Origin of the sequence: Enterococcus sp. 9E7_DIV0242, assembly GCF_002140975.2 — a bacterium.
In the GTDB taxonomy this organism is placed as follows: Bacteria; Bacillota; Bacilli; order Lactobacillales; family Enterococcaceae; genus Enterococcus_L; species Enterococcus_L clewellii.
On record NZ_CP147247.1, the window covers coordinates 3,844,950 to 3,870,064 of the forward strand.

The 25,115-nt window shown below is 40.4% G+C and carries 25 protein-coding genes; 22 read left to right on the forward strand and 3 right to left on the reverse strand.

Going from position 1 to position 25,115, the window contains the following annotated elements; all coding sequences use genetic code 11:
- Position 1 precedes the first annotated feature (1 nt).
- The 5 genes from A5888_RS17990 to A5888_RS18010 are packed head-to-tail and all read left to right on the forward strand — an operon-like array spanning position 2 to position 5,615.
- Complete coding sequence (locus tag A5888_RS17990; RefSeq protein ID WP_086351009.1) at positions 2–1,261, forward strand: FtsX-like permease family protein; 1,260 nt, start codon at positions 2–4, stop codon at positions 1,259–1,261.
- Positions 1,258–1,917, forward strand: a complete 660-nt coding sequence (locus A5888_RS17995) for an ATP-binding cassette domain-containing protein (protein WP_086351010.1) — start codon at positions 1,258–1,260, stop codon at positions 1,915–1,917. The genes A5888_RS17990 and A5888_RS17995 overlap by 4 nt, the downstream gene beginning before the upstream one ends.
- Positions 1,918–1,932: 15 nt before the next feature.
- A complete protein-coding gene (locus A5888_RS18000) occupies positions 1,933–3,414 on the forward strand; it encodes an ABC transporter permease (RefSeq protein WP_086351011.1) in 1,482 nt (493 codons plus the stop codon).
- Between the two features lie 13 nt (positions 3,415–3,427).
- Positions 3,428–4,102 (forward strand): ABC transporter ATP-binding protein, encoded by a 675-nt coding sequence (locus A5888_RS18005; protein WP_086351012.1) that lies wholly within the window; start codon positions 3,428–3,430, stop codon positions 4,100–4,102.
- The gene (locus A5888_RS18010; protein ID WP_086351013.1) at positions 4,095–5,615 is read left to right on the forward strand and encodes a PASTA domain-containing protein; all 1,521 of its coding nucleotides are present in this window, start codon (positions 4,095–4,097) and stop codon (positions 5,613–5,615) included. Before A5888_RS18005 ends, A5888_RS18010 begins: the two co-directional genes overlap by 8 nt.
- Positions 5,616–5,805: 190 nt before the next feature.
- Here A5888_RS18010 and A5888_RS18015 read toward each other — a convergent pair whose 3' ends face one another.
- Complete coding sequence (locus A5888_RS18015) at positions 5,806–6,105, reverse strand: hypothetical protein (RefSeq protein ID WP_086351014.1); 300 nt, start codon at positions 6,103–6,105, stop codon at positions 5,806–5,808.
- Positions 6,106–6,388: 283 nt separating this feature from the next.
- Here A5888_RS18015 and A5888_RS18020 point away from each other — a divergent pair, with 283 nt between their 5' ends.
- The 7 genes from A5888_RS18020 (at position 6,389) to A5888_RS18050 (ending at position 13,721) form a co-directional block, all read left to right on the forward strand.
- Positions 6,389–7,297: an EamA family transporter gene (locus A5888_RS18020; RefSeq protein ID WP_086351015.1), complete on the forward strand. Its 909-nt coding sequence runs from the start codon at positions 6,389–6,391 to the stop codon at positions 7,295–7,297.
- 526 nt (positions 7,298–7,823) lie between these two features.
- Positions 7,824–9,845, forward strand: coding sequence for a BglG family transcription antiterminator (locus A5888_RS18025; protein WP_086351016.1), 2,022 nt, complete (start codon positions 7,824–7,826; stop codon positions 9,843–9,845).
- A gap of 46 nt (positions 9,846–9,891) precedes the next feature.
- Positions 9,892–10,365 (forward strand): PTS sugar transporter subunit IIA, encoded by a 474-nt coding sequence (locus A5888_RS18030; RefSeq protein ID WP_086351017.1) that lies wholly within the window; start codon positions 9,892–9,894, stop codon positions 10,363–10,365.
- A gap of 47 nt (positions 10,366–10,412) precedes the next feature.
- A complete protein-coding gene (locus A5888_RS18035) occupies positions 10,413–10,691 on the forward strand; it encodes a PTS sugar transporter subunit IIB (RefSeq protein WP_086351018.1) in 279 nt (92 codons plus the stop codon).
- A 24-nt stretch (positions 10,692–10,715) separates the two neighbouring features.
- Positions 10,716–12,101: a PTS galactitol transporter subunit IIC gene (locus tag A5888_RS18040; RefSeq protein ID WP_086351019.1), complete on the forward strand. Its 1,386-nt coding sequence runs from the start codon at positions 10,716–10,718 to the stop codon at positions 12,099–12,101.
- A 16-nt stretch (positions 12,102–12,117) separates the two neighbouring features.
- Positions 12,118–13,041 carry a 1-phosphofructokinase family hexose kinase gene (locus A5888_RS18045; RefSeq protein WP_086351020.1) on the forward strand — a complete coding sequence of 308 codons (924 nt, stop codon included), beginning with the start codon at positions 12,118–12,120 and terminating at the stop codon, positions 13,039–13,041.
- A gap of 32 nt (positions 13,042–13,073) precedes the next feature.
- On the forward strand, positions 13,074–13,721 hold the full coding sequence (locus A5888_RS18050; protein ID WP_086351021.1) for a class II aldolase/adducin family protein: 648 nt from the start codon (positions 13,074–13,076) through the stop codon (positions 13,719–13,721).
- 107 nt (positions 13,722–13,828) lie between these two features.
- On the opposite strand, the gene A5888_RS18055 is transcribed toward A5888_RS18050, so the two are convergent.
- On the reverse strand, positions 13,829–14,233 hold the full coding sequence (locus A5888_RS18055; RefSeq protein ID WP_086351022.1) for a hypothetical protein: 405 nt from the start codon (positions 14,231–14,233) through the stop codon (positions 13,829–13,831).
- Positions 14,234–14,420: 187 nt separating this feature from the next.
- Here A5888_RS18055 and A5888_RS18060 point away from each other — a divergent pair, with 187 nt between their 5' ends.
- The 4 genes from A5888_RS18060 to A5888_RS18075 all read left to right on the forward strand — a co-directional run bounded on the left by A5888_RS18060 (position 14,421) and on the right by A5888_RS18075 (position 17,282).
- Entirely contained in the window at positions 14,421–15,131 is a 711-nt protein-coding gene (locus tag A5888_RS18060) for an NAD-dependent protein deacylase (RefSeq protein ID WP_086351023.1), read from the forward strand.
- Between the two features lie 99 nt (positions 15,132–15,230).
- Positions 15,231–16,079 carry a chorismate mutase gene (locus A5888_RS18065; protein WP_086351024.1) on the forward strand — a complete coding sequence of 283 codons (849 nt, stop codon included), beginning with the start codon at positions 15,231–15,233 and terminating at the stop codon, positions 16,077–16,079.
- Between the two features lie 14 nt (positions 16,080–16,093).
- A complete protein-coding gene (locus tag A5888_RS18070) occupies positions 16,094–16,609 on the forward strand; it encodes a transcription repressor NadR (protein ID WP_086351025.1) in 516 nt (171 codons plus the stop codon).
- A 196-nt stretch (positions 16,610–16,805) separates the two neighbouring features.
- Positions 16,806–17,282 carry a GyrI-like domain-containing protein gene (locus A5888_RS18075; RefSeq protein ID WP_086351026.1) on the forward strand — a complete coding sequence of 159 codons (477 nt, stop codon included), beginning with the start codon at positions 16,806–16,808 and terminating at the stop codon, positions 17,280–17,282.
- Between the two features lie 146 nt (positions 17,283–17,428).
- Here A5888_RS18075 and A5888_RS18080 read toward each other — a convergent pair whose 3' ends face one another.
- The gene (locus tag A5888_RS18080; RefSeq protein WP_086351027.1) at positions 17,429–18,361 is read right to left on the reverse strand and encodes an ArsR/SmtB family transcription factor; all 933 of its coding nucleotides are present in this window, start codon (positions 18,359–18,361) and stop codon (positions 17,429–17,431) included.
- 207 nt (positions 18,362–18,568) lie between these two features.
- On the opposite strand from A5888_RS18080, the gene A5888_RS18085 reads away from it, so the two are divergent.
- The 6 genes from A5888_RS18085 to A5888_RS18110 all read left to right on the forward strand — a co-directional run bounded on the left by A5888_RS18085 (position 18,569) and on the right by A5888_RS18110 (position 24,861).
- Complete coding sequence (locus A5888_RS18085; protein WP_086351028.1) at positions 18,569–19,864, forward strand: ABC transporter substrate-binding protein; 1,296 nt, start codon at positions 18,569–18,571, stop codon at positions 19,862–19,864.
- A gap of 154 nt (positions 19,865–20,018) precedes the next feature.
- Entirely contained in the window at positions 20,019–20,897 is an 879-nt protein-coding gene (locus A5888_RS18090) for a carbohydrate ABC transporter permease (RefSeq protein ID WP_086351029.1), read from the forward strand.
- A gap of 3 nt (positions 20,898–20,900) precedes the next feature.
- Positions 20,901–21,776 carry a carbohydrate ABC transporter permease gene (locus tag A5888_RS18095; protein ID WP_086351030.1) on the forward strand — a complete coding sequence of 292 codons (876 nt, stop codon included), beginning with the start codon at positions 20,901–20,903 and terminating at the stop codon, positions 21,774–21,776.
- Between the two features lie 21 nt (positions 21,777–21,797).
- Positions 21,798–22,676 (forward strand): sugar phosphate isomerase/epimerase family protein, encoded by an 879-nt coding sequence (locus tag A5888_RS18100; RefSeq protein ID WP_249274563.1) that lies wholly within the window; start codon positions 21,798–21,800, stop codon positions 22,674–22,676.
- Positions 22,677–23,837: a Gfo/Idh/MocA family protein gene (locus A5888_RS18105; RefSeq protein ID WP_086351031.1), complete on the forward strand. Its 1,161-nt coding sequence runs from the start codon at positions 22,677–22,679 to the stop codon at positions 23,835–23,837.
- 19 nt (positions 23,838–23,856) lie between these two features.
- Positions 23,857–24,861 carry a Gfo/Idh/MocA family protein gene (locus tag A5888_RS18110; protein WP_086351051.1) on the forward strand — a complete coding sequence of 335 codons (1,005 nt, stop codon included), beginning with the start codon at positions 23,857–23,859 and terminating at the stop codon, positions 24,859–24,861.
- Positions 24,862–25,115: the final 254 nt, after the last annotated feature.

A 25,115-nucleotide genomic window follows, 5' to 3' on the forward strand; every position in this document is an offset into this window, starting at 1 on the left:
TATGCAACTCTTGAAACATGCATATTTTAGTCTCAAACATAATAAGCTACAATGGCTGCTCAAATTCCTATTTCTTTTTCTTTACTTGAATCTGGTATTTAGTCTCATTGACAGTATCCATGGGTTAAAAAAAGAGATACAGAAGAGTCAAAGGAATTATGCAGCACAAGTCCAACTGTTTCCTGTTTCCGAACAAGCAGTCCCATTGACCTATCAACAACTCGAAGACTATGGAAAGTCAAAATATGTTGATTGCGTCGAACATGATGGTTTTCTTTATTTAGCGCCGACAGACCCGCAGACAACCGTGCATTCGCAAGAAGAAGTAAGTTCTTCCGTTGGTGGTATGATTCATGTGCTTCCGCAGGCAGAAATAGACAATAAAGTAAAATTGCAAGGTGTCGATCGTTTGAAACTAGGAGCGAACGAATGTCTAATCAGCCAGCAATACGCGGATATGCAGCAAGTCAGCATTGGAGAAACCATTTCTTTTGACAACGGTCAGGCTCAGGTCGATTTTGTTGTCAAGGGGATCTATGACACTGAAGAAACAGAGTCATTTGGTCCTGATATTTACACCACGATTGAAGCGTTAAAGTCTGGAAATCCGGAGCTTTATAAGCAAGTACAATGGTATTCAATTTATCATTTAGTTGATCAGAGCATGTTCGATGATTTTTGGTCGGAGCTAAAGGAAAAAGGTGTAACGGATCAGTATCAGCTTGTTTCAAACGAAGAATACTACCAAGAAGAGACCGTCTTTTTGAGTGAAACATTGAAAAAAAGCGGCTATGGATTACTTGGCGTCGTACTATTGGGGGTTGTCCCACTGTATGCCCTGACAAAGATTTTTAGGAAAAGACAGTTAACCGAAATCGGCTTCCTGTACAGCATGGGAATCAGCAGAATAAAACTAGCAGGAATATATATCGGTAATAACCTCTTACTGTTGCTGGTGACGGGCTGTCTAGCTATGGTTTCAGTGAATGGGTATCTCTCTTCTTTTGCACAATTGTTGCTGAGCAGTACTCAGAAGCTACTTAATGCACAAACGGTCGATTTCTTTTCGACGAATAATTTCAGTGTTGTGACTTCGATTACTGCGCCAATTGCTCCGATTACAGAGATATCTGTGCAATCATCTTTCTCCATTGAAAAAGTTGCGCTGATAATGGTTATCGTCATTATTCTTTCAATTAGCGCAGTGAATGAGATTCGTCGTTTTCAATTAAGCAATCAATTGATGGAGGAGACAGCATGATGGAAGCGATTCGATTTGAACAGGCAAGCTACACAAAAGAAACGCTTGTTTTGGAGCAAGTATCAGCTACTTTTGACAGAGGGAAATCCTATTTGATTTTTAGCGATGCTCGCTTAGAGCTGGGATTATTAACTGCTGTTATGACTGGACTGGAACCCTTGTCCTCGGGAAAGCTTTTCTACTATGGACAGGAGTATACCAAGCATGTACATACAACTCTGCATACTGCAGAAATCGGTGCTGTTTTTCAAAAGTACAACTATATACCGGCATTATCAGCAGAAGAAAATCTTTATTATTACCTTCAAATCAATAAGCAGCCCATGAAAAAAGCAGCGTGTCGAAAATATCTGGCTAGTTTCGGGATTAACGGTGATTCATTGAAGCGTCCATTACAACAGTTGGATCTGTTGATTCAAAAAAAATATTGTTTGGCAAAAGCGCTAGTTTTATCGCCAAAGCTATTGATACTGGATCGCTTGTTATCAACTCTGGATTTTCACAGTCAAGAACAGATTATGATCTATTTGAATAAGCTGGCAAATGAAGAGAAGACTTGTGTCATTTTACTGGAAAGTGAACAATTTTTAGGTAGATATACAGATGAGGTTTGGGGATTAAATCGGGGGAAGCTTTCTTTTATCAAGTGTATATGAAAAGAGGAAGCGACTATGAACTATTTACAACGTGGTATTCGCAGTGTGACGCGCAGAAAAGGGAAATCCTTTATCCTATTTGCAGTTATTTTTATTTTAGGAAATGTTATTGCCGGTGCGATCGCCATTCAGCAATCAACAGAGAACGTGGAGAAAAAAGTCAAGAAGGAACTGGGAGCAACTGCAACAGTTGATCTTGATTACGACAGGCTAATGGAAGAGAGTCCATCGGGTGGTCAAGTACCAGGTGGCCTTTCGGAAGAAGATATCAAGAAAATCGGTAGCTCTCCATATGTAAAAGAATACGATTACAGTACAGGTGGAATGATCCAAGTAAAGGATTTAAAACTTTATCAGATGAACAATGAAGATAGTAATTTTTCAGTAAACATGGGTCAGTTTATACAATTAAAAGGGACGAACTTGACCAGCCCACCTGATTTCTCGGAAAAAAAAGTCGATCTGACCGAGGGAAGGATGTTTACGCAAGAAGATATTGACAGTGACAAACCGGTAGCAATCATTTCAGAAGAACTGGCAGAACTAAATGGTATTGGTGTCGGGGATCAGCTTGTTTTGGACAGTAACCATTACTCATACAATAATGATGGGACTACCTCTGAAGCTATGAAGGGCGATGATCATCCAGTAGAAATTATTGGGTTGTTCAAGCCTCAAACCGTAGAGAAAAAATCGGATGAAAAGTCACAAGATAATATGAATAATCAGATATTCCAGACGGAGCAGTTCAATACACTATATATGCCGAATAATGCTATTAAAGAGATTAATAAACAGGAATATGCTACAGGCAAACGTCTGACTCCTGATAATTATACGGATGATTATACAGAAGAAAGCATGAACCAGGCAACACCGACATATATCCTGAAAAGTCCGGATGATGTGGATGCCTTCAAAGAGGAAACAGAACCACTTATTCCAGACTTCTTCAAACTAACAGCTTCGACAGATCAGTATGAGCAGGTTGGCAGCAGCATGAAGAAGCTATCCCAAATTGCAGGATATGTGGTACTGATTGCTGTTGGTGCAGCATTGGTGATCATTTCTCTAATCGTTGTTCTTTTCCTAAGAGACAGAAAGCATGAGTTTGGTATTTACCTATCCCTTGGAGAAAAACGAAACCGCGTATTGGCTCAAGTCATCATTGAGTTATTGATGATCAGCTTATTAGCAATGGGCATCTCCTTAATAACAGGAAATATACTGGGGGATGTTGTTTCGAATTCTCTGCTTTCAGGAGATATTTTGGCTGAAACAGCGAATAATTCAGCAAATGGTAGTATGTCCTTTGTTGCTGGTGCCATGAGTCAGTCAACGCTCAGTGCGGAGGATATCACCAGTGCGTATGCAGTGAATTTCTCTTTGAGTTACATCATTACGTTTTTAGCCGCTGGGATGGCAACGATACTGGCTTCAGCAATTCTTCCGCTACTTTATATTCTGCGGTTGAATCCAAAGAAAATTATGATGTAGGAGGAAGAAGAGAATGGCAATTTTAGAGACAAACGCACTCACTTATTTTTATCAGGATGGCGATCGTCGCCGAAAAATATTAGAAAAAACAACGATTTCTTTTGAACAAGGTCAATTTTATACGATCCTCGGACAATCCGGGTCTGGTAAAACGACCTTCCTTTCGCTGATCAGCGCATTGGATGAACCTAAAGCCGGAGAAGTTCTATACAAAGGTAAGAATATCAAGGATATCGGTTATGAGGAATATCGTCGGGACGATATCAGTATTATTTTTCAAAGCTATAATCTAGTTCCGTATCTGACAGCAGTAGAGAATGTAATGGTGGCAATGTCTGTGACAGACAATCAGTTACCAGATTCCCCAAAGGATGTTGCCTATAACCTTTTGGATTATATCGGTATCACGCGTTCTAAGGCGGATCGAATGGTCAATCAGCTTTCCGGTGGGGAACAGCAACGGGTCGCAATTGCACGAGCTTTGTCAACAAATGTTGACATTATTCTTGCTGACGAACCGACTGGAAATTTGGATGAAGGCATGGAACAGGAAATCATCGACATTTTCAAGGATTTGGCAAAGGTTCATAACAAATGTGTGATCGTTGTCACTCACTCCAACGAGATTGCGAAACATTCCGATCATACCTATTATTTGAAGCAAGGTGAGTTGATGCTGAATGAGTGATTTCTTATCAAAATTCAATAAGGGGAATTACGATCAGGAACAAAAAGAGCAACGACAGAGGCATGAGAGCCGTCAGGAGCAATCGCCTGTGCAAGGGAAAGAGGAGTCGCAAACACAGCCAACACCGTCAATAGAGAATCAAAGCAGTGTACGGACCCCCACACAGCAAATAAGGGAACAGAATAAAGTACCACTCGTACCGAACGACAGCCCATACATCATTCCTAATGGCAGAGCAAAGAAGTCATCTGAAGAAGAAGGCACACTGAGCCGCCGCCGTAAAGAGGAAGAGACAGAGTTTGATCCTACGTATAAGGGAAAGCAGAAACGCAAAAAGTTATTGATTCTTGGCTTGGTTATTCTTGGTTGTAGTATTATCTTTTTCATCTACTACCAAATGACACATGTTAAGGTACCGGATTTTATGAATAAGGATGTGGCAGACGCTCGTACCTGGGCAAGCGAGAATAATATGAAGCTCGAGCTTGAGCAAAAGTATGACCCTAAAATTGTTGCTAATAAGGTGGTTGGGCAAAAGCAAAAAGCAAAATCAACGATGAAAAAGGGGGCAACACTGAACTTAACAGCTAGTTTGGGTGCAGATCCGGAGGAACAGCTACAACTGCCGGATTTCATGACGATGTCAAAAAAAGAAGCCGAGGATTGGATTGCAGCTCAACAGGCAACAAACATTTCGATTATCGAAGAGTTCCATGAAACCGAAGAAGCTGGAAAAGCGTTGAAAATGGAGTTTACCAATGCGGAAGTTACCCAGCAGAATTATCATCGTAAAGATAAGCTCAAGTTGTATTACTCAAAAGGGAAAGAAACCTACAGTAAGAATATTACGGTGCCTGATTTCACTAAAAAAACCAAGGCAGAGGTTGAGACTTGGGCAAAGAACAATGAGATCGTTGTTAATTTCGAAGAGGTAACCTCTACGGATATTGAAGCTGGAATCGTTATTTCTCAAGGGATAGCGAAGGATGAAAAGCTTGCGAAAAAAGAGCAAATGACTGTGACAGTTTCGCTGGGAAAAGGGATTATCGTGCCTGATTTTTCTGAATATAGTTTGGAAGATGCAGCAACTGCTGTTAGTGGTGTGGATATCCAAGTGAAGACGATCTACACTGAAAGTATGAGCTATGGACAACTAGTTTCTCAAAGCGTTGCCGCAGGAACGGAATTGACGAGTAAGGATGATCAAACTATTAAGGTCGTTTATTCTGCGGGACAACCGTATCTCAAGGATTTGAGAGGAACAACTGTGGAAGGTGATTTGCAAAAGCTGTTTTATGATGAGTTTCAGTCAAAAGGGGCGAACATCAACTATCAAATCCGTTATGTCGACTCAGCAGAGGCAAAAGGGATGGTTGTTGCTATGAATGTGCATAGCGAGTATCTGCCATTGAATTACACCGTTTATCTGGATGTCAGCTTAGGTAATCTTAGTGGCACGCAACAGTATGGAACGCCTCAAAATCAAGGAGAAGATGGCTCTGAGAATGAGTAAGTAAGTTCTTTTAGGCAAGTAGAAGAGTATAAAAAAGAAGAAACACAAACTAAGAGATTTTGAGTTAAAAGGAAGCAAATAGATAGAACTAGACAAAAATTAGGGTATGCCTGAAAAACAGACAGGTCTTAGATAAAGCAAAAGAGCCATTCTTCCGATTTGGAAGAGTGGCTCTTTTGCTTTTACTTCATTAGGCTTTGACTGGTGATTTTGGTTCACGACCAAGAATCGCCTGCAACACAGTCAATACACCGAAAGATGCTAAAATTGCATAAATCAGGCTTGAATAAGTTGTGATATCGAAATCCCAAGTTTTATAAATAACTAATACAATAGCTAAAGCAATAGCAGCAATAACGTTGAATAGAGCGAAAGCCCAAAGATTTCCATTTTCTTTACGAGATAAATAGAAAACAGAGAAACCAATACTTAGCACACCCCATGCAATACATACCAAAATAGCTGCCCAGTAGATAATAAATGCTACCACATTTTTTCACCTCACTTTGTTCAGTAGTATTTTATCATGTTCTTCATTTTTTGTCATGAAAAGGTGATGAAAAATAGAAGAAGGCTTATAGAAAGGAGTGTGTCTTGCTGAGAGCTAATCAAGGGCTCCCTCTTTTGTAGTTTCAGATAAAACGTTGTTCAGAAAATCTGGACAAGAAGGGGTGAAATTCTTGATTTAATAGAGAGGTTACTCTTTCCATTGACCTTTTCTGTACGATACGATACCTTAATAAGGATCAAACTTTGAATAAAGAGGTGTTTGTATGTGGTTCTTACCGGCATTGGTTACGGTGCTAGCTTGGGGAACAGCTGATGTATTTTATAAGAAGGGAAACGATCCCAAAGACCGCTTTTCTGCGACGAAGACGACCGTCATGGTTGGGCTGGTCATGGGCCTGCATGTGCTATTCTATTATGTGATTTATGAAGGAATTGCGTATGACTGGAAAAATTTGTTATTGTACTTGCCTGTATCTTCTATGTATATTCTCTCGATGGCTGTTGGGTATTTTGGGTTACGCTACATTGAAGTGTCTATTTCTTCACCAATCAGTAATTCTTCGGGAGCTGTCTCGGCATTATTGACTTTTTTCTTGCTTGGTGGAACGATGAATAATATACAGTTTGGTGCAGTGGCAGCTATTTCTATTGGGATTCTATTACTGTCTATATTTGAAAAAAAGGAATTTGATGAAGAGCTGAAGCAAGAAAATCAAGGAATCGATCGAAAATATCGGGTCGGTGCAATCGCTATTGTTTTCCCAATTTTATATAGTGTTATTGATGGTTTAGGGACTTTCCTAGATGGGTATTATTTGGAGTTTAAGCAGATAATGCCCGAAGACCAGGCGAACATGAGCTATGAGCTGACGTTTTTTATGGTTGCGCTACTATTGTGGGCATATCTTGAATTAGTGAAACACGAGCGTGTGCTTGTCTTTTCAGAACGAGCTAAGGGACTTGCTGCGATTTTTGAGACAGTTGGACAGTTCTTCTATGTAGGAGCGATTGCTTCTAATGCGATTATTGTGGCACCAATGATTGCCTCTTATAGCATTGTATCGGTTTTACTTGGAAGGATTTTTTTGAAGGAAAAGCTCAGTGCGAAGCAGTATATAGTGATTTTGATGATCATGATTGGAATCGCAATTCTTGGATTTTATGATGGGTAAAGTAGCTGGAAACGATCTATTTATTAGTAGGGACCAACAGTGAAGTAGTCCATTCTCAGTATGGATTTAGAGCTGCAGAGCTATTGAGTAAATAAAAACGGAGTCTTTCATTTCGATGGAAGGCTTTGTTTTTTTATTAAGAGAGGATGATGAACAGAAGCTCATTACCGAAGAGCTTTGAAACACTGTGATTTATTACTGATGGCTTCTTACATGTTTCTTCTCGCAGTATAGATGAGCAGACATCGATACAGTTCTTGTTTTTTACTTGCCGTTTATTCGTTTTTAGGTGTAGACAGAGCGTAGATGTTGCGTTCTGGCTCGCACTCGGTCATTTAGACGAATAAAATAATAAGGCTATGTTTTTTTCTCGTAAGTTCTTTTAAGGGACAACAACTATCCCTATATTTTAGTGAGAGATACGTTCATCCCAATAGAAGATAAGGTGGTGGTTTCAATTTGGGCTGAAACGAGAAAAGAAGCAGCTGTTCTTAAGTTAAGATAAATATAGAAAGAGGTGACCCAAATGGATCGTTTGGAAATGGCTTTGATTCAAGACTTTTTTCAAAGAGATGACATTGTGGTAAGTAAGATCCTGGCATCAAAGCTTTTATCACAAGGAGATTTAGCCGTGCATTTAAAAGAAATCAACCATACTCTTCATTCCAAACTCACTGTAGAAGATGAACAAATTTATATATCAGATAAGGACCGAGAAAAATGTTATCGCTACTTAAAAAAACAAAAACTGACGATTTTTACTTATTATGAAGGGAAATACCGCAGGGCCTTGCTCCTGTTACATTTGTTGCTAAGTAAGGCAGATATGAATCTTGCTGAGTTGACCGATCAGCTGCGTGTCAGTAAAAACACTACATTGTCTGAGATCAAACGCTTGAAACAAGAGCTGGAATTAAAAGGAATATTTCTAAAATATTCTAGGAAAACCGGCTACACGCTTTTAGGATCAGAGTTTGCTATCAGAAATGAGCTGGTGAACACGTTGAAAAGTTTACTGAAACAGCCTTCAGGGCGATATTTTCTTTTGGAAACCGGCTTTGTTCAAGAACATGAATTGCTGCTCTTAAAGAACAGATTGACGAACATCCAACAAAAGGTACAGCTGACCTTTACAGAAGAAAGTTTAGAAGAATTACCAATGGTATTGGCATTTTTGATTCAGCGGGCACAGCATCATGCCGGTGCCTGGCATTTCAAATTTGAGAAGTATGACATTAAAAATACAAAGGAGTTTCCTCTGTACGCAGAATTATTTCGACATGTAACGGACATAAATGAAAACGATTTATTGTATCTAGTTTTACAGGTCCTCTCTGCAACAATCGTTAAGACAACTCTGGATTTATCTGACAGTGAAGATATCGTGAAAGCGACAGACCGATTTATTCTATTTCTGGAAGAAGAGTGTGTTATGCAGTTCGCCAATCCGGAAGGCTTGAAAGAAAAGCTGATTTTGCATGTTAGACCTGCAATCTATCGGTGTCTGCTGTGCGTGAATATCAAAAACCCTTTAACTGACGTATTTATTGAAGAATATCGACCTCTTTATGAAAAAATCAAAGTGGGGGTTGGCATTTTTGAAGAGCTGATTGGGAGAGAATTTCCGAAAGAAGAAATTGTTTTTATTGCGATGATTGTTATCAGCTCGATCATCCATACGAAAAATGGTACGGAAAAGCAGGTGTTTCGTGCAATGGTTTTATGTCGAAGTGGCATGTCGATCTCTAAGCTGTTGCTGGAAAATCTTCGCTCTATGTTTCCTAAGATTGAGTTTGTTGGTGCTTATGCCATTCATGAAGTATCTCAAACAGGATTTGAACCAGACTTTATTTTTACTACGATCCCAATTCACACAGAAATCACGACATTTCTCGTTCCGCCTGTGCTAGATAAGGATGCTCGAATAAAAATAAGTAATCAGGTAGAAGTCGCAATCAATGAAGATGTTACCAAGAAAACTAAGGAATTATTTAGTTATTTAAGCGATCTCTTTCCTGAATTTTGCAAAGACGATGCCTTCATGCGTATTGAAAGTTTTTATATGAAAAGTGAACAACCGAGATTAGCAGTAGAGGAGGATCATTTTTTGCTGACGGAAGAGCATATGACTGTCTGTCAATCTGTAGATATGGGTGAAGCGCTGGCGTTGGCTTTTCAACCGTTACTTGATCGTGGAAGTATTACGGAAAATTATGTGAAGGAATGCAAAGATATTTTTGTTCAGGATTATCCCTATATGATGATTGCCTATGAATGTTACCTTCCTCATGCAAAGCCGGAACATGGGGTAAAAAAACCGGATTATCAGATTTTGTTTATCAAGGAGAAGTCACTATTACCAAATGGGGACAGGATGCGTATGGTGATTGCTTTAGCACCATCGACAGAAAATCAACATGTAGAATGGCTGCTCAAAATGAATCAGTTATTGTTAGAAAGCAATCTTCAAAAAAAGCTGGGTGCGATCGATTCAAGAGAAGCATTGTTGGCGTTGCTACAACAGGAACTGAACAAGCTGCCCGAATGAACACGAGTTACCAAGGTACTGATTAACTTTTTATAGAGGTGAAGATATGGTAGGAACAGAATTATTTAGTGAAGATTTGATATTTATTGGGCAGGAGCTGAGGGATCGAGCAGAGCTGTTTAAGTGGTTCAATGGTTGTATGATCGAACAAGGATTTGTGAATGAAAGCTATTATGAAAGTATTTTAAAGCGTGAGCAACAGTTTCCAACAGGAATCCAAACGCCCACAGTTGGAGTCGCTATTCCCCATGCTGACCCGGATAACTTAAACAAGCCCTTTATTGCAGTGGTTAGACCAAAACGAGGAATTGAGTTTGAGCCGATGGGTATTGCGGAAGGAAATATACAGGCAGAGCTGATTTTCATGCTAGGGGTTCTTAAAAATGGAGACCAAGTGATTGCTTTGCAGAAGCTGATGAATCTGTTGACGAATAATGAGGCGGTACAACAGCTGTTGGAGGTACGTACCTGTAAAGAAATGATGGAGATTATACGGGTGAATTTTGATCAAGGAGAATAGGAAAATAGCATGAATAATTAAGTATAAATAATTAGGAGGAAAAGAAAATGAAACGAATTATTGTCGCATGTGGTAGCGGGGTAGCAACCTCTCAAACAGTCGCCAGCAAAGTGACTAGATTATTGAAGGAGCGTAATGTGAACGCCTATGTTGAAGCAGTGGATTTGAAATCAGTTGAGCGTTATATGGATTCAAGTGTTGCCTATATCACGATCACGAAGACAAAGAAAGAATATCCGATTCCTGTTATTAATGGGATTGCTTTTTTAACCGGAATGGGTCAGGAGACAGAATTGCAAAAGCTGATTGATATTTGCAGTAAATAATCATAACTATGAGGAGGTAAAAAGATGGAGATTTTAAGTAATGTAGTGAACTACTTATTGAGTCTTGGTGCTGCAATCTTTGTTCCAATCATTATCATCATTGCTGGTCTGATTGTTGGAATGAAGGTGAAGGATGCGATAAGCTCCGGTATTACGTTAGGTGTTGCTTTTACTGGGATGACGATGTTGATCAGCTTTATGACTGGGGCTATTAGTCCGGCCGCAGAAGCAATGCTTGAGACAGTTGGTATTTCATTGCCGATTGTTGATGGTGGTTGGACAACGATGTCTACGATTTCCTGGTCATGGCCGTATGCTTTTTTGATGTTTCCTCTGATGATCGGGATCAATGTACTTATGTTGGTCATTAACAAGACGAATACATTTAATGCAGATTTATGGAATGTCTGGGGAAAAATATTTACAGCAGTGGCGGTTGTTGGAATCACTGGTAGTGTGCCGTTGGCTTTTGCAGTTGCGGCAGTACAAATCGTGTTCGAATTGAAAAGCGCAGATGCACACCAGCACCGCATCGAAACGCTATCTGGTATTCCTGGTGTGACATGTACCCATAAAATGGTTTTTTTAGCTGCAATCTTTTATCCTATCGACAAGCTACTTCGCAAGATCCCTGCACTAGATAAGGATTTTGATGCGGAATCATTAAAGGACAAGGTCGGTATTTTTGCAGAAAATCATGTATTAGGCTTTATTTTAGGCTGTGTATTTGGGGTGCTTGCTCGATATAGTATTGCTGAAACATTGACTTTGGCAATACAAGCAGCGACAGCTTTGACACTATTTCCTGTGATCACAAAATACTTTATGCAAGCCTTATCTCCTATTTCTGAAGCGGTGAGTGATTTCATGAATAAGAGGTTTGAAGGACGAACATTATTAGTTGGGTTGGACTGGCCGTTTATGGGTGGATCAAACGAAATCTGGTTGGCGGTTATCTATTCTGTACCGGTTACGTTAATCTTTTCAATGTTCCTTCCTGGAAATGAAATTTTGCCATTTGCAGGAATCATTAATATCGCTTTAGCGGTTCCGGCATTTTTAGTTACCGGTGGAAACTTACTGAGGATGATTATCCTTTGTACGATTGGCTCGCCGATCTTTTTATGGGTAGGCACAGCTTTTGCTCCCTTCATGACAAACTTAGCGAATACTACAGGGGCTGTTCAATTGGAAGCAGGGAAAATGATTTCTAACAGCTCGATCGATGGACCCGTGTTTACCTACGCGTTTTCACATGTTTTTAAGTTTTTAGAAGGAAACTTTATTCCTTTAATCATTTTGATTGTTTGGGTCGTCAGCTTTATTTTCTATTATCGAGACTTGATGCGTGAAGCGAAAGCCGCGCAGCAGCTAGAACAAGAGGAACCATTGGAGGCGGCAGAAGCCTAAGGAAAGGATAGGTAGGATGATCTATACAATCACATTGAATCCGGCAATTGATCGCTTGTTGTTTCTTGAGAAGACATTGACGAAAAGAAAGACGAATCGTGCGTCAAAGGTGACCTATGATATTGGAGGTAAAGGAACGCATGGTTCCTTTGCCATGACAAGATTAGGTGTCCCAAATCTGGCGCTAGGGTTTGCGGGAGAGAGAAACTTTGAGACGTTTGAACGGATATTGAGTCAAAAGGAAATTACGCACTCTTTTATTCAAATACCTGATGGACAAACCCGAGAGTCGATCGTTGCGATTGAACCTGGAAATCAAGGAACAACTATGCTGACGGAACCAAGTTTTTTCGTTCAAAATGCAGAAAAGAAGCAGCTGCTCCAGTTTCTGGAAGATAGACTGACATCAGAGGATCTGGTGTTGATTGCAGGCTCGATGCCGGAAAATTTTTTGCTGAGTGACTTAAAAGAAATGATACAGATGGTCAAAGAAAAACAAGCATTTATTGCTTGTGATCTGTCTGGCGATGCATTGCTTCAAGTAGTTCAGCTGGGTGTGGATTTTATCAAGCCTAACGAGTTTGAAATGGCTGAGCTACTGAACGGAAAAGTAGGTTCAGAGAAGGAAGCTTTAGCACTTTTGGCGCAAGAAATCACCTGTATTGTTGCGTCAAAAGGAGAGCAGGGGAGTATTTGTTATTACGAAGGAAAACAGTATCAGGTTATTGCACCTATAGTAAATGAGGTCAATGATACCGGAGCAGGTGACTGTTTTGTAGGTGCGTTTCTGGCAGAATTTTACCAGAGCAGGGATATCCGACAAGCTCTTCGAATGGGAAGTGCCTGTGCCGCTAGCAAGGTCCAATATGAGGACAGTTCTTATTTTGATCCAAAGGAAGCAAAAAGTTTGATGGCAGAAGTACAGATTATTGAACACTAAATAGAGCTGAACAAAGAAACAGGAGGAAGAATATGCTATATCAATCAGAACGAGAAGAGTTATGTAAGATTACGAAAAATATTTATCAGCGGTATGGAACGAATGCTGCTGGAGGAAATATCAGTGTGCGTTTGAATGAGGAACATATCATCATGACTCCGACATTGATGTCACAGAATCACCTATGTGACCTTTCGCCGTATCAAATTTTAGTCGTTGATATGAATGAAACGATTGTTGAAGGATACGGTAGACTGACTAGAGAAATCAATATGCACATGGCTTGTTATCGAGAAAACCGCAAGATCGGCTGTGTTCTGCATGGGCATGCGAGAGAATCGATGGTTTTTGCTTCTCAGGGAATGGACATGCCGAACCTGACAGAAGCAACCCAAAAATTCGGAAAGATTCCGTGTCTGCGATTTGCTCCGGCCTGTTCCTCCGAGCTCGCTGAAATCGTGACAGAGCATGTCAACAGCTTGGGAGAGGATGTACTATCAAAGGCGATGCTGCTGAACAAGCACGGAGTTTTGGTACTTGAAGAAACACTCCATAAGGCGAACGATATGTTGGAACGTCTGGAATATAATGCCTATGTTGCATACAAAGCACTGCTGTTTGACAAACTAGGCATTCAGCCCATTGAATCTGGTGAGTATGCTTACAACGTAGAAGAGTAAAGACAATTACAGCCTGCAACAGTTTAAATAGGGAGAGGAAAAAGCCGCAGTGAAATCTACTAATTTCACTGTGGCTTTTCGGTTGGCATTTATCCATCAAGCTAGATTTATTCTGCGTAAATCCCTTCTCCTAAGTGATATTCAGCATGTATTTTTCCAGAAACGGTTGTTTCGATGATGTCATATACTGTTGTTTCTGCCAATTCTTGATATAATTGGCTATCCCTTTTTAGAAAGTGAATGTCTTCGTGTTCGAGTGTCGGTATTATCTTGTCTACATTTGCTAAACGTTCACAGACATAATCAACAATTTCTCCTCGAGTTATACTTTCCAGTCCCAGTTGAACTAAATAGGCAACTTTTATAAAGGGGGACTTGCGAAAAATAAAATGGTTCTCCTCAATTGTTTTGGCTGTTGCCTGGCTGACTGTAAAACCAAATTCATCTATGCATTCTTCAAATACAAATACGACATCATTTATGATCATTTCGTATGTTTTCTCTGCTTTCATGCGGATCTCCTATTTCGGTAGCAGCGGATGCTACTCTTTTTCTTTAATTATATACTAGAAACACAATGAAACGAGTTGATTTGAAAAAGGACCATCGCCAATTTTTAGGATTTTTACTTTATCTCTGGTAATTGATGGTACATTGTTCTTAATATCGTCTATAATAGAAGATAGGAGTTGAAAACTTATGAATACACTTACTATAGAAACAGGTATTGAATGGATAAATGAAGCACAATCGATTACTTTTTTGACGGGTGCGGGTGTATCTACTGCATCTGGCATTCCAGATTATCGCTCATTAACAGGCGTTTATCAAGGGCTGGAAGCACCAGAGTATTTACTTAGCCGGACGTGTATGCTTCAAGAACCGGAGAAATTTTACGGATTTGTGAAAAAACTCTATCATCCAGAGGCCAAGCCGAATGTAATCCATCAGGTTATGGCTGATTTTGAAAATCATAAAGATAGTTGGGTTGTTTCTCAAAATATAGATGGTCTTCATGAAAAAGCCGGGAGCCAGAAAAGAATTGATTTTCATGGTAGCTTGTACCATTGTTATTGTCAGAAATGTGGCCAACAAGTATCTGCTGAGTCGTATGTAAAAGAGGATCGGCATGAGCAATGTGGCGGCCAAGTGCGACCGGATATTGTCTTATATGAAGAAGGCTTCGAGGATGAAACAATCTCAAAAGCAGTACAAGCAGTTGCCAATGCAGAACTAATAGTGATTGTCGGTACCAGCTTTCAAGTCCATCCGTTTTGTGATTTAATTTTTTACGCACAACCAACGGCTAAGATACTGGTGATCAACCAGACACCTGTGACCATCCAAAAAGAAGCATTTTTTATCGAGACAGATGCAGTTAAGCTATTTCAGCAAGTAAAGAATGCGTAGTAATAGCAATAATATCAAAAAAATAGGTTCGCATTCCGTAGTAGCAGGATTTTTGGTGTCTAGGAGACGGCGCGACCTATAAGAACAAGGAGTAATCAAATGGAAACTTTTAAATCTGAAAAACAAAAAATGATTAATGGAGAACTTTATTTCGCTGCTGATCCAGAGCTTTCTGCAGCACGTCAGCATGCTCGCGAACAGATGAAGCTAATCAATAATGAAATGGATAAGAACATTCGAAAACAGCTGATTGAAGAGACTTTTGGCACAACCGGAACAGGCGTGTTTATTGAACCAAATTTGAAATTTGACTATGGCTTCAACATTCATGTTGGGAAAAATTTCTATGCAAACTTTGATAATATTTTTCTTGATATCTGTCCCATCAGAATTGGTGATAACTGTATGTTTGGCCCGAATGTTCAATTGTACACAGCTTCTCATCCATTGAATCCAGGCAAAAGAAATAGCGGGCTGGAATTTGGGAAACCAATAACGATTGGGGACAATGTCTGGATTGGCGGTGGGGCAGTAATCGTTCCCGGCGTGACTTTAGGGAACAATGTGGTTGTTGCTGCGGGTGCAGTAGTAACGAAATCAGTGCCGGATGATTGTGTGGTCGGAGGAAATCCGGCTAAGATCATTAAAAATATTAATGAAACAGTAGAGCAAACGGATGTGTTAGCTGGACCGAGAGAAAAGATCGATGCACTTGACCGAGAAATCACCTCTCTTTTAGAACAACGTATGGATGCGGTGATGGAAATCGCAGCAATTAAAAAGGCGCAAGGAATAGAGATTCTTGATACTTCCAGAGAGCAGAAGGTTCTTGAAAAAATCGAATCTTATACAAAGAAAGCGGACTATAAGACCGTTATCCAAGAGACCTACATGGGAATCATGGCTGCTTCAAGAGCCTTTCAAAAGGAACAAATCGATAAAATATAATGAGGTGAAGGGATATGGATGGAACGCAAAGACGTTCAGAAATTTTGAATGTATTGGAAGTTGCTGAAACGCCTGTCAGTGCTGGAAAACTGGCCGCGAAGTTCGTAGTCAGTCGTCAAATTATTGTCGGAGATGTTGCTTTACTGCGAGCGGCAGGTCATGAGATCGTGGCGACTGCTAGAGGGTATATATTGGAGCGTATGGAAGAAGCTGGGGTTATTCGAAAAATCGCTTGTCAGCACCAACCAAGTCAAACAGAGGATGAGCTTTCCTGCATTGTTTCCTACGGAGGCGAGGTGCTTGATGTGGTCGTGGAACATCCAATTTATGGGGAATTGACAGGGAATCTCAGAGTTCGGACGAAAGAAGATATCAAACGATTTATCGCATCGTATAAAAAGAGTAACGCTTCGTTGTTGTCTGAATTAACGGGTGGTATCCATCTTCACACGATTCGTTGTGAGAATGAAGAGGTGTTGGAGCAGATTAAAGAGGCCTTACTAAAAAAAGGAATTCTATACCAAGGCTAAGAATTGGCAAAGCAATATAGGAGAGAAGAGTCTATTGAGAGCGATTGTTTTCGATAGGCTTTTTTTGGAACTGTTGAAGGGTTTTAAATTATGATGAAATTAGTGTGTCTGTAAAATTGAGCAGAGGCCGTCAAGATTCCACTAAATATTTCATGTTACAGTTAGGTTGTTCATAACTATTATTGGAGGGATATATATGACTAGAATCTCAAGGCTTACTGTAAAAGAAATGCCTGAAAAGCAGCTAGTAACTATTCGAAGAACCATTGACTTTTTTGCAGAGTATTCGGAAATGATGGGCGAGGTATTGCAGAAGATCGACAAGGTTCTGACTGCTAGTAAGCTACTTCCAGCAAGTGGACCAATCGTCTGCTTTCACAATGTAGATTTGGCAGCATTAGATGTGGAAATAGGTATGGAGATAGCTTTTCCCATAGTTTTGAAAGAGTCGGAGGTACAATATAAAACTATTCCTGCTTGCAAGATTGCGCTGACGATTGACCAAGGACCTTACGAAGAGCAAGACCCGACGCTGGAAGCATTGATGGCATGGATCAATGAGCAGGGATATTCAATGGCAGGTGGGATTTACTACCATTATCTAAATGATGAAGAGCAGTTGCCGAAGGACTATCTGACTGAAATGTATATTCCTATCAACATGAAAGAATAGACAACCTTCGTAAAAAATAAATATAAAAAACGTTCAAATACCTAAGACGATACGATAATCGTCGAGGGGAACTTGAACGTTTTTCATTTAAAAAATTTTGTCGCTTAAGTATTCTCTGATTTTGATACGCCTTGTTTTGATATAGATCAACTTAAATGGTTGTTCTTTTCAGAATAATAAAGTGTCGAGAGAATATTTTGTGGATGGTTTCCAAAGGAGTCACCGAAGATGGTCAAGCCGCCCTTATTGACCGCAGATGGTTCTATCCCGATTCGTAGTTTGATAAAGGGAGAATCATTTAGCTTTAAGTCATTTAGGGTGACATCGGAGATCTTTTTTCCATCCATCCCTGTGTCCTCATTAGTAATTCTCAAGTGCTTCAACAAGCCGTATTGACTAAGGTGACTTTCCCACCAGCTCGGTGTATATTTTCCTCGCACATCAGAATAGTTACCCGGTAGAGTCCAGGTTCCGGCGTGAATGTCGTTGATAAAAAATGAGATATCACTAGGCCAGTTGTTATTTGATTCAGGGAATTCCGAGGAAATTTCTAAAGAAATCTCCAGTAGCTCAGGACACTGATGCGCATCTAGATCATTTGGAATAACATATTCGACAAAGCCGTCAGCAAACCAAAGCAAAGAAGCATTTACACGTTCATTTGATACAAAGCTGCGCGGATCATCCAAGGAGCCAATAATTTTTTTGCTGTCAGCGAGTCCGCAGGTTGGCTGAACCGAGAAGTCAGAATAATAGCCAAGCTTGATTTCATTGACTTTTTTCTTGTAGGGCAAATAAATTTTATTTGGAAATTCGATCTCTATTCTATCTACGCTTAGGACATAGGTTTTCTTCCTGTTGTCAGCAGAATAATTTTCCTTACTACCTAAATGTACAAGCTGGGCATCTTCAAGGATTTTCATGTGGCGAGAGATAATGGCTTTACTAAATCCGGTTAACCGAGCCAGCTCACTGACTGTCAAAGCTTTTTCAGAAATTAGATTTAAAATATGTAGGCGTGTATCGGAAGCAAGTGCTTTATACACCTGCAACGAATCTTCGTTCAATGACAATTCCATCAAATTCCTCCTTTTGTTAACTTAATAGTTTCATTTTTTTGCGTTTCATTTTTTATATTATATACATAGTTGACACTTTAGTCAATAATTTTGAAAACGGTTAAAAAGCTGTTGACTCGCTGTTTTTGAGATGATATTATCTCGTTAGTAAATAGTGTTAAAAAACAATTTAACTTTTTTGTTAACTGAAAAGGAGCGAGATCGGAAATGAAGTTCAAAAAAATGTTTACGGTTTTAGGTGTTATCTCACTGAGTGTGGCTTTATTAGCTGCGTGTGGGAAAAAAGAGGCAGCCTCTGGAGGAACAGAAGAAATTCGTATCAGCTGGTGGGGCGGAGATAGTAGAAATGAAGCTGTTCAAGAAGCAATCAAAAAATTTGAGGAAGAGAATCCCAAAATTAAGGTCAAAGCGGAATTTGGTGGTTATGCGGGTTATCAAGAAAAAATCACTACTCAGCTTTCTGGTGGAACAGCACCGGATGTCATACGCTTGGATTCAATGTGGTTAGATCAATACCAAAACCAGCTAACAGATATCAACGAACTAGGAGATGACATTGGCTTAGATAATTTTAATAAGGAATCCTTGGAACCCGTGTCAATTAATGGAAAACTATTAGGACTGCCATTATCTACGAATTACCGTACTTTGTATTACAACAAAACAGTTTTAGACGAATATGGTATTGAACCACCTGAAAGCTGGGAAGACTTGATTGCAATGAGAGAGAAGCTGCCGGAGGATGTATATCCGGTTTGGAGCGGATTCAGTACGAAGTATGTGACCCCTCTTGTTTTCTTCTCAATACTTGCGCAACAAACTGGAAAACCTTTAGCAGATGAAAACAATAAATTATTATACACAGAGAAGGAGTTCAAAAATGCGCTACAATTTTATGCGGACTTGGTTGAACAAAAGGTCATCACTTCCAAGAAGCTGATCGATAACTCCGGTATGGTCGATGGTGCACCGGCGCCCCCTCTTGTTGAAGGAAAATGGGTAACCTTCTTTGAGTTCACAGCGAATATCAATACAATCAATAATCAGCTTGCTGAGTCAGGATACGAGATGGCTATGGCTGGATTTCCATCGATGGAAGGTGAAAAATCTACCGGAGTCTGGACAAAACCGTCAATGGTTTATGCTATTCCAGAAAGCAGCAAGAAGAAAGAGGCGGCTGCAAAGCTGATCGATTATCTGATGAATAGTGAAGAAGCCAATAAAATTCAAAAGTTGGAAAATGGTGTGCCGGACAGTCAATCAGGCAAAGCTACATTGGAAGCAGAAGATTTGATTACACCAATGGTTACAGAAACGATTGCATTAGGAGAAGAAAAGGTTGATACCAGTCTAAATACGATGTTCAAGTGGGACCGTGCTCGGTTGAATGACATGGCTGCGGATGTTATCACGCAATTAGATTACGAGAAAATTTCAGTTGAAGAAGCTGCAGCTCAATTTTATAAGGCATTTAAAGAGGAAGAAGCAACATTTACAGAATAGAGAGATCGTCAGCTAGATGTCCGAATGCAGCTTCGGCTGAATGAGGAAAAAGATGGGAAAAGGTAGGGCTGTGACAGAAAGAAGCATAGCGACTAAGTGCAGGTTTCAATTATCCTTGCGCTATCCTTTTTCCGGCTGGCAAGGAGGACGAAAGATGAATAAAAATAAATATATCGGCCTGCTTTATTTGGCTCCGTGGGTAATAGGTTTGTGTTTTTTTGTAATCTATCCTTTTGCGATGTCGTTGTACTATAGCTTTACAGATTATTCTATGCTGAACGAGGCACAATTTGTTGGCATCGCAAACTATAAAAAAATGTTTTTTGATGATCCGATATTCTGGTCGTCGTTGAAGGCTACAATCAAATTTGTATTTTTAACTGTTCCTCTAAAAATGATTTTTGCGTTATTCATTGCGTATATCATGAATGCGAAATTAAAAGGAATTGGTTTTTTCAGAACAGCTTACTATGTCCCATCGGTATTGGGTGCCAACGTGGCGATTGCTGTACTTTGGCAGTTCTTGTTCAAAGGAGACGGCTTGATCAATATGTTCCTTAACAGTCTGGGGCTTGAGGGAGTTGGCTGGTTTTCCAGCACAGGTGGAGCTATGGCAACGATCGTCATTCTTAGAGTTTGGCAGTTTGGGTCCGCGATGGTGATTTTTCTAAATGCTCTGGCAGAGATTCCGGAGGAGTTGTATGAAGCTGCAGCAATCGATGGGGCTTCCAAATTCCGACAGTTCTTTTCTGTGACGCTACCTCAACTGACACCCATCATCTTTTTCAATTTGATTTTACAGTTAGTTCAGGCATTTCAAGAGTTTGATGGACCATTTTTGATTACGAACGGAGGACCGATGAGGTCGACTTATTTACTGCCCATGTACATCTACGACAGTGCATTCAAGACGTTTAATATGGGCTATTCCAGTGCGTTGTCTTGGATTCTGTTTGTATTGATCATGATCTTTACGGCAGTTCTGTTCAAAAGTTCAAAACGCTGGGTATTCTATGCGGATGGAGGGAAATAGCTCATGGATAAAACAGTTCAGAAAAACAGCCAACATGAAGTGAAAAAGAAACTGATTGTTTTTCTAAAATATGCCGTTCTGACGATCGGAGCGTTAATTATGCTTTATCCGATTCTCTGGTTGTTTGGGGCATCATTTAAGAGTAATACTGAAATTTTTCGTTCTATTTGGTTTTGGCCGGAATCCTTTGATTTCAGTGCCTATATAGAAGGTTGGAAGACCTCTAGTCAATATACATTTACAACGTACTTTCTCAATTCATTTCTGATTGTGATTCCTAAGGTGCTTTTGACTCTTGTCTCGTGTACGTTAGCAGCCTATGGATTTTCCAGATTTGATTTTCCCTGGAAACGAATTCTTTTTCCGATCATGATTGGTACGTTGTTTCTACCGGGAATTGTGACACGGATTCCATTGTATATTTTTTGGCGTAACATGGGACTGTTGGATACCTACATCCCGTTGATTGCCAATTCGGCGTTCGCTTGCGACACATTCTTTGTTTATATGCTGGTTCAGTTTTTCCGTTCAATTCCACGTGAGCTGGACGAAGCAGCACGAATCGATGGGTGTAGCTCGTTTATGACGCTGATTAAGGTGTTGGTTCCTATTCTTAAACCATCCTTGATTACAGCAGCGCTCTTCCAATTTATTTGGACGTTTACTGATTTTCAAGGACCATTGATCTATATTTCTTCGGTGGAAAAGTATCCGGTATCGATTGCGTTGCGTATGGCTATGGATACGACATCTGCTGATTTTAACTGGAATCGAACGATTGCGATGTCGATTATCGGGTTAATCCCGTCATTGCTTGTCTATTTTTCAGCACAAAAACATTTTATTGGCGGCTCAACGGCTGGCGGTGTCAAGGGCTAACAAGTGAGAGGAGAAGAATACATGGTGAAAAACTTTACGATTTCAGCTTTTGCGGATGAAATCAGTGAAAATGTAGAAGAACAAATACGTGTATTGAAAGAAACAGGCATCCACCATATTGAAATCAGAGGATTGGATGGAAAAAATGTCAGTGAACTGACAGAAGAGGAAGCCAGAGAATATAAGAGTAAGTTTGATAGTAATGGGATTCAAGTATCCAGTATCGGATCACCGATTGGAAAAATTGGTATTAAGGAACCCTTTGACGAGCACCTAAATTTGTTCAGGCACGTATTGAAGCTGGCAGAAATTTTTGAAGCACCGTATATTCGGATGTTTAGCTTTTTTATAGAAGAAGGTGAAGAGCCGGAACAATACAGCGAAGAAGTGATCCGACGTTGGCAGGCCTTTTTAGACGCTGCGAAGACTTATGAGAACATCATCTTGCTTCATGAAAATGAAAAGGATATTTATGGAGATACTCCTGAACGCTGCTTGCACTTATTAGAAACATTAAATTCTCCAAAGGTAAAAGCAGCTTTTGATCCGGCAAACTTTGTTCAGTGTGATGTGGAGGTTTATCCTAAGGCATTTGATATGCTTGCCGAGCATATCGCCTATATGCACATCAAAGATGCGAATTCCGTTGATCACGAGGTTGAACCAGCTGGGTCAGGGGATGGCCAGGTGGCTTTAGTTTTAGAGCAGCTTATCAAGCGAGGGTATCAAGGCTTTGCTTCATTGGAGCCGCATTTATCTGTGTTTACAGGTTTTGCCGAGCTGGAAAAAGCGGATGTCTCTGGATTAGCACAGGAAAGCGATCAAGTGAAGCTGTTTCATGTTGCTTCTGAAGCATTAAAAACAATACTTGTAGATCAATTGGAACAGGAGTGGGGCTAAATGAACGAAGTAAAACTAGCTGTAATTGGCGCCGGTAATATCGGCACTATGCACATTGGCTACCTGGCTGCCGGTAGGGTACAAGGCTGCCAGCTTTATGCGGTTTGTGATCACAATCCTGAAAAGCTGGAAGCTGTTCGAAAGAGATATGGAGAAACATATCTCTTGTATTCTTCTATAGAGGAAGTGTTATTGGATGACCAAGTGGATGCAGTATTTGTTGCGACTCCTCACTATGACCACCCAACGATTGCCATTCAGGCACTGCAAGCAGGAAAGCATGTGCTAATCGAGAAACCTGCAGGGGTGTATACGAAAAAAGTACAGGAAATGAATGAAGAAGCGGGGAAACATCCAGAGCTGAGCTTCGGCATTATGTATAATCAACGGACGAATCCGATGTATCAAAAAGCACGTGAGCTTGTTCAAAATGGTGCGTTAGGTGAATTACGACGGACCAACTGGATTATTACGACTTGGTATCGGTCACAAAGCTATTATGATTCCGGCGGTTGGCGTGCGAGCTGGCGAGGAGAAGGTGGAGGTGTCCTGCTAAATCAAGACCCGCATCAACTGGACCTTTGGCAATGGATTTGCGGTATGCCGCAACGAGTGTTCGGGTTTGCTTCGTTTGGCAAGCGTCGTGCGATTGAAGTAGAAGATGAGGTAACGGCATATGTTGAATATGAAAACGGAGCGACGGGTATTTTTATGACCTCTGTATCAGAAACGCCAGGAACCAATCGTTTTGAGATTGTTGGTTCAAAAGGCAAACTTGTGATCGAAAATGAGAAAATGAGCTTCTGGCAGTCGACTGTTGATGAACGAACCTTTAATGCAACCTACACAGGTGGCTTTGGTGAGCCGGAAATCTGGCAGATCGATTTGCCTGTTATGTACGATAACAGAGATGAGCACCAAAAAATCCTTCAGAATTTTATCGACCATATTCGGACAGGAAAAGAGCTGTTGGCACCTGGCTGTGAGGGGATCGCTGGCTTAAGTATTTCAAATGCCATTCATCTATCTGCGTGGCAGGAATGTTGGGTTGATTTACCAATCGATAGTGAATTGTATTATGAGGAGTTGAAAAAACGCATCGCGACTTCTCAATTGAGGGAAGTCGAGGAGAAGGTATTGGATACTGATGCCACATATTAATACAGAAATAGGTGGAACGATGAAAAAAATTGGTTTAATCGGATGTGGGCATATTGCGCATACCCACGTAACAGCTTATCAACAGGCAGGCTGTATGCTAGTTGCTTGTTGCGATGAGAATGAAGAGAAGGGGCGGCAGTTTGCTGAAAAGTATGGGCTTGCTTTTTATGGAGAGTATCAAACACTGCTAAAAAATAAACAAATCGATGTTGTTTCTATTTGTACACCCCATTATCTGCACAAGGAAATGACGGTCGCTGCGCTAGAAGCAGAGAAGCATGTGCTTTGTGAAAAGCCGTTAGCCTTGACTTCAGAAGAAGGGACAGCTGTGTTGGAGGCTGTTGATCGCAGTAAGAAAGTATATGGCGTGTGCTATCAAAATCGATTCAATGATTCCTCGTTAGCGCTAAAAGGTTTACTTTCGGAACAGGACTTTGGCGAGTTGAAAGGAATCAAGTGTTGGGTGACTTGGCATCGAGAAAAAGAGTATTATCTAGATTCTTCTTGGCGAGGAAACAAAGCAAAAGAAGGCGGCGGTGTACTGATCAATCAAGCGATCCATACCTTTGATCTGATTACATGGCTGACTGAAATGCCGGAAAAGATTAAGGGGAAAGTCATGACAACTCTTTTAGAAGGATATATCGAGGTAGAGGACACTGCTATGGCGACGGCATTATTACCAACAGGTGTCCCGGTATCGATTTATGCAACTAACAGCTATTCCTCAGATCCCACACCGGAACTCTATTTTGATTTCGAAAAGGCACAGATCAAGCTGACGATGGATGAGCTGATAATCAATGGTGAGCCCATCATTGATAGAGCTGCAACCTCGTGTGAGGTTGGGAAATCCTATTGGGGGAAAGGGCATTTACGTCTGATTTCAACATTTTTAGAAAAGATCGACGGGCAGCAGAATGAACGAACGGACTGTCTTGCTGCAGCGGATGGATTAACTTCCTTGAAGATGGTCGAAGGTATTTATCGATCTGATGAGAAAAACGACTGGATCAATCTATGAATAATAGGAAAAGCAGTTAGTATCTCTGACTTTTTTCTGACTACTGGCAGGTTGAAATGCTTATAGTGAGAGGGAATAATGGTCAGTTTTGGCTAACAAATATTTTTAGGATAGGTTTATAAAGAACGTGTTTATGAAAAATGACGAAGCGTTTGTAGGGAATATGTACAAATAGCTTTTGTGAGAAACGGTTGGTTGATTCGGTGGAATCTTGACTGACAATTAGGTGCGAAAGAATAGAACAGGTGTTGCAT

Coding starts and splice junctions, on each gene's coding strand:
- A5888_RS18095 (WP_086351030.1), top strand. CDS start 20,901: ATGGATAAAACAGTTCAGAAAAACAGCCAACATGAAGTGAAAAAGAAA.
- A5888_RS18045 (WP_086351020.1), top strand. CDS start 12,118: ATGATCTATACAATCACATTGAATCCGGCAATTGATCGCTTGTTGTTT.
- A5888_RS18080 (WP_086351027.1), bottom strand. CDS start 18,361: ATGGAATTGTCATTGAACGAAGATTCGTTGCAGGTGTATAAAGCACTT.
- A5888_RS17995 (WP_086351010.1), top strand. CDS start 1,258: ATGATGGAAGCGATTCGATTTGAACAGGCAAGCTACACAAAAGAAACG.
- A5888_RS18005 (WP_086351012.1), top strand. CDS start 3,428: ATGGCAATTTTAGAGACAAACGCACTCACTTATTTTTATCAGGATGGC.
- A5888_RS18065 (WP_086351024.1), top strand. CDS start 15,231: ATGGAAACTTTTAAATCTGAAAAACAAAAAATGATTAATGGAGAACTT.
- A5888_RS18035 (WP_086351018.1), top strand. CDS start 10,413: ATGAAACGAATTATTGTCGCATGTGGTAGCGGGGTAGCAACCTCTCAA.
- A5888_RS18100 (WP_249274563.1), top strand. CDS start 21,798: ATGGTGAAAAACTTTACGATTTCAGCTTTTGCGGATGAAATCAGTGAA.
- A5888_RS18060 (WP_086351023.1), top strand. CDS start 14,421: ATGAATACACTTACTATAGAAACAGGTATTGAATGGATAAATGAAGCA.
- A5888_RS18010 (WP_086351013.1), top strand. CDS start 4,095: ATGAGTGATTTCTTATCAAAATTCAATAAGGGGAATTACGATCAGGAA.
- A5888_RS18020 (WP_086351015.1), top strand. CDS start 6,389: ATGTGGTTCTTACCGGCATTGGTTACGGTGCTAGCTTGGGGAACAGCT.
- A5888_RS18040 (WP_086351019.1), top strand. CDS start 10,716: ATGGAGATTTTAAGTAATGTAGTGAACTACTTATTGAGTCTTGGTGCT.
- A5888_RS18110 (WP_086351051.1), top strand. CDS start 23,857: ATGAAAAAAATTGGTTTAATCGGATGTGGGCATATTGCGCATACCCAC.
- A5888_RS18055 (WP_086351022.1), bottom strand. CDS start 14,233: ATGAAAGCAGAGAAAACATACGAAATGATCATAAATGATGTCGTATTT.
- A5888_RS18070 (WP_086351025.1), top strand. CDS start 16,094: ATGGATGGAACGCAAAGACGTTCAGAAATTTTGAATGTATTGGAAGTT.
- A5888_RS18085 (WP_086351028.1), top strand. CDS start 18,569: ATGAAGTTCAAAAAAATGTTTACGGTTTTAGGTGTTATCTCACTGAGT.
- A5888_RS18025 (WP_086351016.1), top strand. CDS start 7,824: ATGGATCGTTTGGAAATGGCTTTGATTCAAGACTTTTTTCAAAGAGAT.
- A5888_RS18000 (WP_086351011.1), top strand. CDS start 1,933: ATGAACTATTTACAACGTGGTATTCGCAGTGTGACGCGCAGAAAAGGG.
- A5888_RS18105 (WP_086351031.1), top strand. CDS start 22,677: ATGAACGAAGTAAAACTAGCTGTAATTGGCGCCGGTAATATCGGCACT.
- A5888_RS18090 (WP_086351029.1), top strand. CDS start 20,019: ATGAATAAAAATAAATATATCGGCCTGCTTTATTTGGCTCCGTGGGTA.
- A5888_RS17990 (WP_086351009.1), top strand. CDS start 2: ATGCAACTCTTGAAACATGCATATTTTAGTCTCAAACATAATAAGCTA.
- A5888_RS18050 (WP_086351021.1), top strand. CDS start 13,074: ATGCTATATCAATCAGAACGAGAAGAGTTATGTAAGATTACGAAAAAT.
- A5888_RS18030 (WP_086351017.1), top strand. CDS start 9,892: ATGGTAGGAACAGAATTATTTAGTGAAGATTTGATATTTATTGGGCAG.
- A5888_RS18075 (WP_086351026.1), top strand. CDS start 16,806: ATGACTAGAATCTCAAGGCTTACTGTAAAAGAAATGCCTGAAAAGCAG.